General features: G+C 41.7%; 8 protein-coding genes. 4 read left to right on the top strand and 4 right to left on the bottom strand.

Annotated features, from left to right (window positions below; all coding sequences use genetic code 11):
- The first annotated feature begins 132 nt into the window (after window positions 1-132).
- Window positions 133-762, top strand: coding sequence for a precorrin-8X methylmutase (locus PN497_RS13435; RefSeq protein WP_096567783.1), 630 nt, complete (start codon window positions 133-135; stop codon window positions 760-762).
- Window positions 763-952: 190 nt separating this feature from the next.
- Here the strand turns inward: PN497_RS13435 and PN497_RS13430 are convergent, their stop codons facing one another.
- The 4 genes from PN497_RS13430 to hisF all read right to left on the bottom strand — a co-directional run bounded on the left by PN497_RS13430 (window position 953) and on the right by hisF (window position 3,950).
- Window positions 953-1,651 (bottom strand): phosphate ABC transporter permease, encoded by a 699-nt coding sequence (locus PN497_RS13430; protein WP_096567786.1) that lies wholly within the window; start codon window positions 1,649-1,651, stop codon window positions 953-955.
- A 228-nt stretch (window positions 1,652-1,879) separates the two neighbouring features.
- Complete coding sequence (dapB, locus tag PN497_RS13425) at window positions 1,880-2,716, bottom strand: 4-hydroxy-tetrahydrodipicolinate reductase (RefSeq protein ID WP_096567788.1); 837 nt, start codon at window positions 2,714-2,716, stop codon at window positions 1,880-1,882.
- A 169-nt stretch (window positions 2,717-2,885) separates the two neighbouring features.
- On the bottom strand, window positions 2,886-3,077 hold the full coding sequence (locus PN497_RS13420) for a hypothetical protein (RefSeq protein WP_096567789.1): 192 nt from the start codon (window positions 3,075-3,077) through the stop codon (window positions 2,886-2,888).
- Window positions 3,078-3,176: 99 nt separating this feature from the next.
- Window positions 3,177-3,950: an imidazole glycerol phosphate synthase subunit HisF gene (hisF, locus tag PN497_RS13415; protein WP_096567791.1), complete on the bottom strand. Its 774-nt coding sequence runs from the start codon at window positions 3,948-3,950 to the stop codon at window positions 3,177-3,179.
- A gap of 226 nt (window positions 3,951-4,176) precedes the next feature.
- Between hisF and ruvB the strand changes: the two genes are divergently transcribed.
- The 3 genes from ruvB to PN497_RS13400 all read left to right on the top strand — a co-directional run bounded on the left by ruvB (window position 4,177) and on the right by PN497_RS13400 (window position 6,525).
- Window positions 4,177-5,295: a Holliday junction branch migration DNA helicase RuvB gene (gene ruvB / locus PN497_RS13410; protein WP_096567793.1), complete on the top strand. Its 1,119-nt coding sequence runs from the start codon at window positions 4,177-4,179 to the stop codon at window positions 5,293-5,295.
- 194 nt (window positions 5,296-5,489) lie between these two features.
- Window positions 5,490-6,143, top strand: coding sequence for a MotA/TolQ/ExbB proton channel family protein (locus tag PN497_RS13405; RefSeq protein WP_096567795.1), 654 nt, complete (start codon window positions 5,490-5,492; stop codon window positions 6,141-6,143).
- Complete coding sequence (locus PN497_RS13400) at window positions 6,127-6,525, top strand: ExbD/TolR family protein (protein ID WP_096567797.1); 399 nt, start codon at window positions 6,127-6,129, stop codon at window positions 6,523-6,525. The genes PN497_RS13405 and PN497_RS13400 overlap by 17 nt, the downstream gene beginning before the upstream one ends.
- Window positions 6,526-6,534 lie beyond the last annotated feature (9 nt).

The raw sequence follows: 6,534 nt of genomic DNA, 5'->3' as shown, positions 1-6,534 counted from the left end.
ATTACCAATTACCAATTACCAATTACCAATTACCAATTACCAATTACCAATTACCAATTACCAATTACCAATTACCAATTCCCTCCCTTGTGATGATAAGCTGAAAGCTGATCTGTGAGAAGCTTAACGGCAATGGAATGGCACGTAACTGATGCTCAAAGCTTGGCAATTATTGATAGTGAAATTGGCGATCATGTCTTTTCACCAGCGGAATATGAAATAGTCCGGCGAGTAATATACGCCACCTCTGATTTTGAGTACCAGTCTTTGATTCGTTTTTCGGAACACGCTTTACAAGCAGGAGCAGCCGCACTGGCAGCACGTACTACCATTGTGGTAGATGTGCCAATGGTACAGGTGGGTATTGCCTACGATATTCAAAATACCTTTGCCAACCCGGTGTATTGCAGTATGGAGGCTTTAACCCGTCCCCAAAAAGAAAGAACTCGCTCGGCTTGGGGTATTGAAACTCTAGCCAAGCGTTATCCAGAGGGAATTTTTGTAGTTGGTCAAGCTCAAACTGCCCTCACTACATTGGTAGATTTAATTGAAGCGGAAGAAATTCGACCGGCTTTGATTATTGCTACTCCAGCAGGTTTTATTAATGTAACTGCTGATAAAGAACGTTTACAGGATTCTTTAGTACCTTATATTACTATTGACAGTCGTAAGGGTAATGCGGTGGTAGCATCTGCTATTGTTGATGGTTTGGTTGATTTAGCTTGGCAAGCTTATGGTCAAGATAGAACTGGGGTAAGTTAAATCAGTTATTAATTGATAATTGATAATTGATAATTGACAACTGTTTCATTCAAGGTTTATGACCTCTCCTTTCAAGGAGAAAAAAAGAAAAAATTTCCTATTTCCCAATCCTCTCACGAATGAGCCAGAAGTAATTGTTAATTGTCAATTGTTAATTGTCCATTGATTAATAACTCCTGACTCCTGACTCCTAATAATCATCTCCATATCTTTGTGGTTCTGGACGACGGCGACGGGGTTTTTCTTGTTGGTTTTCTCGTAAGCGAACACTAACTTCATTAAAAAAATCTTCTCGCACGTAGGGATAGTCACTCACCCATAAATTACGACTGGGAATGTAGATATTACTAAATTCCTCGATTATGCTTAAATCTGGGCGATTTGACATGACTACCATTTCTGCGATTTGACCACGAGCGATCGCTTTGTGTGCAGGACGTAATGGGGCATCAAATTCGATACTAAATCCTGTATCGTCGCCCACTTCTAAATTAATTCTTTTTTCGCGATTTTCAATAATTACTAACTCGCCTTTGTTATTGACTGTTTCTTGTTTGCCAATTAATTTTTCTGTAATCCACCAATCTATTACCCGCCCCCGAAAAAAACCGCTATACTTGTAACGCCGACATTTTGCATTGCGAATACTAGCTTGAAATACGGGATACCATAACCAAAAAAATGCCCCAAATACCCCAAAGACAAAAATCAAACCAAAATCTAGTTTCAAAAAGATCCTTAGCAGGAAAATTACAACTACTGTGACTACAGAAATTAATAATCTTTGTAAAAAGTTGTTGAATTTTCCCCAGTAGTATTTATACTGTGAACCACTGGCAATAAGAGGAATAATTTGTTCAAATTTTTGGCGAGTCAGTGGAACAAGCATATTAATTAATTGATAATTGACAATTGATAATTGATAATTGTTTGATTCCAGTTCTAAAACATCCCCTTTTAGATTTTAGATTTTAGATTTTGGATTTTCACAAATATAGGACTATACAGGGTGATCAGGATATCAATATATTTCTAGAAATGAGACTAAACAGTAATTTCGCTCCTGACTCCTGACTCCTGACTCCTGACTCCTGACTCCTGACTCCTGACTCCTGTTTTACAGAATCTTTTCTAATCCATATACTAATGATTTTAACTGGTTAATTTTGCGAATTGCTAGTAAAACTCCAGGCATATAACAGGAGCGATCGCTTGTATCATGGCGTAGGGTGTAAATTTGCCCTGCTGCACCAAAAATTACTTCTTGATGGGCAATGAGTCCAGGTAGGCGTACACTATGAATTCTAATCCCTTCATCAACTAAAGATCCTCTCGCTCCTGGTATTTTTTCCGTTTCTGTGACTTGGGGAGGGTTAAAAGTTTTACCCATTTCCGCTAATAACTGCGCTGTCTGAATGGCTGTACCGCTTGGTGCGTCTGCTTTCTGGTTGTGATGCAGTTCGATAATTTCCACATGATCAAAGTATTGGGATGCGGTGACTGCGGCTTGTTGTAGCAGTACCATACCGATGGAAAAGTTAGGAATAATTAAACAACCTGTACTGGCTTTTTCGGCAAAGTCGGCTAAGTTTTTGAGTTGTTCGGGACTTAAACCGGTTGTACCCACTACGGGACGAATACCATAGGCGATCGCACTGCGAACGTTATCATACACTGCATCTGGATGGGTAAAGTCTACCATTACCCCTGGTTGTAGCTGTCTTTCTCCTGCTACATAGCCTAACATTGGCTCTAATTGATTGGTTATTGGCACTTCTAAGGGTTCGCTTAAACCTGCCAATTCTCCTGCGTCTTTTCCCTGATGTTCTGGTGAGGTATCGAGAGCGCCCATTAATGTCATATCAGGTGCTTGGGCTACTGCTTTGATTACTTCGCGTCCCATTTTGCCAGCAGCACCGTTGACAATGACTGGGATAGTAGATTGATTGGTCATGTTTCTAGAATTGCGTTTTTAGTTATTTTACCTATAGAGCAGGGAACAGGGAACAGGGAACAGAAAGCAAAAGGCACAGGGCAAGAGGCAAAAGTTAATATTTTACCCTTGCACCCCTGCTTTCTTCAGTGTCACCTGTCACCTGTCACCTGTTACTTGCTTTCTGCCTTTAGGAAACTTTTAATAAATAGCTCATACAGTGTCCCATTAAAAAGTAGACTACTAACATTGCGGCCGCTGCCAGAGCAACCAATGTACCCGCCAACATGAGGGAAAATTCTTTGTTTTCGTAGGCTTTCTCCATCAGGTGCAGTGACCAAGCAACCAGCGCCACATCAAAAAGTAAAATAGGAATCAACATATTTCTTAATATTTCTTAATACTAGTAAACTAATATTAACATTGTTTTCGGTAACTGTGTCTAGCCGAAGAGAGATGGAATTGGTTGCTGGGGCTGGGATCAACAAGGCAAGCGGACTGGAACAGATCGTTCCTGCAAATAATTTTTAATTTGGGCTACGCTTAATTGTCCATAATGTAAAAGAGATGCTAATAAAGCGGCTTCAGCTTGACCTGCTGTTAAAGCGTCATGGATATGCTGACAATTTCCTGCACCACCAGAGGCAATAACGGGAATTTGCACAGATTCGGCGATCGCTCGCGTCAACTCCAAGTCATATCCGGCTTGAGTGCCATCTGCATCCATACTTGTCACCAACAATTCACCAGCCCCCCTTTTTTCCACTTCCTGCGCCCACCGTAAGGCATCTATTCCAGTATTTTCCCTACCACCACGCACGTAAACATCCCAACCAGGGTTATTGGGGTCTACTCTTTTGCGGGCATCAATAGCCACAACTATGCACTGATTACCAAAGCGATCGCTCGCTTCATTGATCAAATTTGGGTTGCGGACGGCCGCAGAATTAATACTAACCTTATCAGCCCCGGCTCGTAACAAACCTTTAACATTTTCTAAGGTTTGAATTCCTCCCCCCACAGTCAGCGGAATAAAGACCTGTTCAGCAGTCCGGTAAACCACATCAATAATCGTATCCCGGTCTTCATGAGTAGCTGTAATATCCAGAAACACTAACTCATCAGCACCGGCTTCGTTATAAACTTTGGCTAGTTCTACTGGATCACCCGCGTCCTTGAGGTCTACAAAGTTAACTCCTTTAACAACTCGTCCCGCCTTGACATCTAAACAAGGTAAAATTCTTTTAGATAACATAGTGATTTTTCTATCTTTGGTAATTGTTCGGAATTTAAATTGTAAAGGTAATTGGGGAATTAGGTGACAGGAGGCAGGAGTCAGGGGAGCAGGGAGCAGGGAGCAGGGGGAAGTTAATAACCCAATGCCCAGTCACTAGTCCCCAGTCCCCAGTCCCCAGTCCCCAGTCACCAGTCCCCAGTCACCAATCCCCAATCCCCAGTCCCTAAGTTAAGATAGCTGAATTATGTCCATAATCTCCTCAAAAAAACAGCCTCCAGAACCCAACGGACAGCCACAACAGCGCCGCGAGTCGCCTAAAGCTTCTACCCAAAAAGCGCCTCCCCAGGAAAATATACTGCAACCGGAAGCGACTGTTGAGGAAGAAGGTAAGCAGGAAGAGAGTATTCGCCCCCAACGTTTTGCAGATTACATTGGGCAGAAAGATTTAAAGGATGTATTAGATATTGCCATTAAAGCAGCTAAATCTAGGGGTGAAGTGATGGATCACCTGTTGCTGTATGGTCCGCCCGGTTTGGGTAAAACCACAATGGCGATGATTTTAGCTGCGGAAATGGGGGTAAATTATAAAATTACTAGCGCCCCTGCTTTAGAACGACCAAGGGATATAGTCGGTATATTGGTAAATCTCAAACCGGGTGATGTGCTGTTTATTGATGAAATCCATCGGCTTTCCCGGATGACGGAAGAAATTTTGTATCCAGCAATGGAAGATTATCGCTTAGATATTACTGTGGGTAAAGGTTCGAGTGCCAGAATCAGAAGTATACCGTTATCTAAATTTACTTTGGTGGGAGCGACAACCCGCGTCGGTGCGTTAACTTCACCCTTGCGCGATCGCTTTGGTTTAATCCAAAAGCTGCGATTTTACGAAGTTGACGAACTGACTCAAATTGTCCTCCGCAGTGCAGAATTATTACAAACTCCTGTTAACGCTGAAGGCGCTACAGAAATCGCTAAACGTTCACGGGGAACACCAAGAATTGCCAATAGATTACTAAAGCGAGTCCGTGATTACGCGGAAGTAAAATCATTTACAGAAATTGACCAACCTATTGCCGCAGAAGCATTGCAACTATTCCAAGTAGATCCTTGTGGTTTAGATTGGACAGATAGAAAAATGTTAAGTGTGATCATTGAAAACTTTAATGGTGGTCCAGTGGGGATAGAGACTTTAGCCGCAGCGACAGGAGAAGACACCCAAACCATAGAAGAAGTTTATGAACCCTATTTAATGCAAATTGGCTATTTAAGCCGGACCCCTCGCGGTAGAGTGGCGACAAAAGTAGCTTATAAGCACATGGGCTTTAAACCACCTAATAATGAGCAGTTATCTTTGCTTTGAAATCGGTTAATAATTGACCATATTCTGATTTTGTGGAAAAAAGATCCGCGAAATCCCCCTTACCTCTATAGGGCGGAGATTGATAGCGAACTTAGTTGTAAAGTCTAAGTTGCGGCACTCCCCTGGGAGAACATCGATCAGGTATACTGGCTGAACTAGTCAGTAAATTTCACCCCAAGGCTTGAAAATCGGACATGGACATCAAAAATCTGTTTATAGCAGGTGGTGTGGTGATGTGGCCACTACTACTTTCTTCAGTTGTAGCTGTAGGGCTAATTATTGAAAGAGTCAGGTTTTGGGTCAAAATTAGCAACCGTCAGCACCGAGTAGTCAGAGAAGTATTGAGTCTGTATCGTCAAAATAATGTGGTTAGTACCATTGATACATTGAGGAAGAATGTAGATTTGCCGATTTCCCGGATCTTTTTGACAGCTTTGGAACTAGAAGAGGCAAACCCAGAAGAGTTTCGTTTGGCTTTGGAAAGTGAAGCTCAGGCAGAAATACCTTTGCTCAAAAGATTTAACACGGTTTTTGATACTATTATTGCCCTTGCACCTCTGTTAGGATTACTGGGAACTGTACTGGGTTTAATTACTTCCTTTGCATCTTTGAATATTGGGAATGTGGGAGGATCACAAACTGCAAATGTCACAGGTGGTATTAGTGAAGCTTTGGTTTCTACTGCTACAGGTTTAATTGTGGCAATTTTTACACTTTTGTTTTCTAACACATTCCGGGGACTTTATCAACGGCAAATAGCTTTGATTCAAGAATATGGTGGAGAGTTAGAACTGTTATATCGTCGTCGCTACGAAAGAGGAGAAAAAACCTATGCGCCTACAAGATGATCCAGATATCCCTGCACAGATTAATATTGTGCCGATGATTGATGTGATATTTGCGATTTTGACATTTTTTATCATGTCAACTTTGTATCTTACCCGATCCGAAGGTTTACCAGTAAATTTACCCCAAGCAGCAACAGCAAAAAGAGATAATCCTGCACAGGTGACGCTCACAATAAATAATACCGGTCAGATTTTTTTGAATAAAGAAGCTGTTAGTTTAGAGCAGTTAGCAGATCAGGTGAGAGCAAAAGCAGAACCATCACAACCTTTGATGGTAATACTTAATGCAGATGAAGCTGTGAATCACGGACAAGTGGTAGCTGTGATGGATAAAGTGCGACAGGTAGAAGGTGTGAAATTAGGTATTGCAACTCGTAAATAATTAAGGATT

This window comes from Sphaerospermopsis kisseleviana CS-549, assembly GCF_028329225.1.
GTDB lineage: Bacteria > Cyanobacteriota > Cyanobacteriia > Cyanobacteriales > Nostocaceae > Sphaerospermopsis > Sphaerospermopsis kisseleviana.
The sequence above is the reverse complement of the archived record's forward strand: the minus strand, read 5'-3'. Positions and strand labels throughout refer to the sequence as shown.

Excerpts from the sequence above, each read along its gene's own strand:
- dapB (WP_096567788.1), bottom strand. The coding sequence starts at position 2,716 with ATGACCAATCAATCTACTATCCCAGTCATTGTCAACGGTGCTGCTGGC.
- hisF (WP_096567791.1), bottom strand. The coding sequence starts at position 3,950 with ATGTTATCTAAAAGAATTTTACCTTGTTTAGATGTCAAGGCGGGACGA.
- PN497_RS13400 (WP_096567797.1), top strand. The coding sequence starts at position 6,127 with ATGCGCCTACAAGATGATCCAGATATCCCTGCACAGATTAATATTGTG.
- PN497_RS13435 (WP_096567783.1), top strand. The coding sequence starts at position 133 with ATGGAATGGCACGTAACTGATGCTCAAAGCTTGGCAATTATTGATAGT.
- PN497_RS13420 (WP_096567789.1), bottom strand. The coding sequence starts at position 3,077 with ATGTTGATTCCTATTTTACTTTTTGATGTGGCGCTGGTTGCTTGGTCA.
- PN497_RS13430 (WP_096567786.1), bottom strand. The coding sequence starts at position 1,651 with ATGCTTGTTCCACTGACTCGCCAAAAATTTGAACAAATTATTCCTCTT.
- PN497_RS13405 (WP_096567795.1), top strand. The coding sequence starts at position 5,490 with ATGGACATCAAAAATCTGTTTATAGCAGGTGGTGTGGTGATGTGGCCA.
- ruvB (WP_096567793.1), top strand. The coding sequence starts at position 4,177 with ATGTCCATAATCTCCTCAAAAAAACAGCCTCCAGAACCCAACGGACAG.